The 1,402-nt window shown below is 59.8% G+C and carries 2 pseudogenes; both read right to left on the reverse strand.

Annotated elements, in window-relative coordinates:
• Nucleotides 1–350 (reverse strand): annotated as a pseudogene (locus B3797_RS10325) (homoserine kinase); the annotation flags it as partial.
• A 2-nt stretch (nt 351–352) separates the two neighbouring features.
• Nucleotides 353–1,402: pseudogene (thrA, locus tag B3797_RS10330) on the reverse strand (bifunctional aspartate kinase/homoserine dehydrogenase I); the annotation flags it as partial.

The following is a 1,402-nucleotide window of genomic DNA, read 5'->3' on the forward strand; positions in this document are numbered from 1 at the left end:
GGTTTACCGCAAAACTCGTTCATCGCCATCAGACCGGCCACTACCGAACAGGCGCTGGAGCCGAGGCCAGAGCCGATCGGCATATTTTTCTCCAGCGTCATCGCCACCGGCACCTCTTCGCCGATCGCCTCGCAGAAGCGCTGCCAGCACTGATAGACGATATTCTCTTTGGGATCGTCCGGCAGTTTGCTGACGAAGCGTCCGCTGTTCTGCAACGAAAAGCGCTGCGCTGCTTCCACCGTAACGCAGTCGCCCAGCAGCGACCCATCCACCGGCGACACCGCCGCGCCCAGCACATCGAAGCCGACGCTGACGTTGCCAATCGAGGCCGGTGCGTAAATTTTTACCATCATCAAACTCCCAACTTCCACGACAGGGTGCGCAGCAGATCGGCGAATACGCCCGCCGCCGTCACATCATTTCCCGCGCCGTATCCGCGCAGCACCAGCGGAATCGGCTGATAATAACGGCTGTAGAACGCCAGGGCGTTCTCGCCGCTTTTCACTTTATAGAGCGGATCGTTGCTGTCGACCGCGTCGATCTTTACTTTGCAGACGCCGCCCTCTTCAATCGCGCCGACGAAGCGTAACACTTTTCCTTCATCACGCGCTTTGACGACGCGCGCGGCGAAGGCGTTATCCAGCTCCGGCAGACGCTGCATAAACTCTTCAACGTCAGCGATCTCATTCAGGCTGGCGGGCAGCAGCGGCTCAATCTCGATATCGCTCAGCTCCAGCTTATGGCCCGCTTCGCGCGCCAGGATCAGCAGCTTGCGCGCCACATCCATGCCGGAGAGATCGTCGCGCGGATCGGGTTCGGTAAAGCCCATCTCACGCGCCATCTTCGTCGCTGCCGAGAGCGAAACGCCTTCATCCAGCTTGCCGAAAATAAAGGAGAGCGAGCCGGAGAGAATACCGGAGAATTTGATCAGCTCGTCACCGGCGTTTAACAGGTTCTGCAGGTTTTCAATGACCGGCAGGCCCGCGCCGACGTTGGTGTCATAGAGGAATTTGCGACGCGATTTCGCGGCAGCGGCGCGCATCTGCTGGTAGTAGTTCCAGGATGAGGTGTTGGCCTTTTTGTTCGGCGTCACGACGTGGAAACCGTCGGCGAGGAAATCGGCGTACTGATCGGCCACCGCCTGGCTGGAGGTGCAGTCGACGATCACCGGGTTCAGCAGATGGTACTCTTTTACCAGCCGGTTAAGACGGTCAAGGTTAAACGGCTCTTTGGCCTCGCTCAGCGCGCCTTTCCAGTCGCTCAGGTCGATGCCGTGTACGTTAGTCAGCAGCGCGCGCGAGTTGGCGATGCCGCAGACGCGCAGATCGATATGTTTCTGTTTCAGCCACGCCTGCTGGCGATAAAGCTGATCCAGCAGCGCCCCGCCGACGCCGCCGACGCC

The organism is Pantoea sp. UBA5923 (assembly GCF_002431095.1).
Taxonomy (GTDB): Bacteria; Pseudomonadota; Gammaproteobacteria; order Enterobacterales; family Enterobacteriaceae; genus Pantoea; species Pantoea piersonii.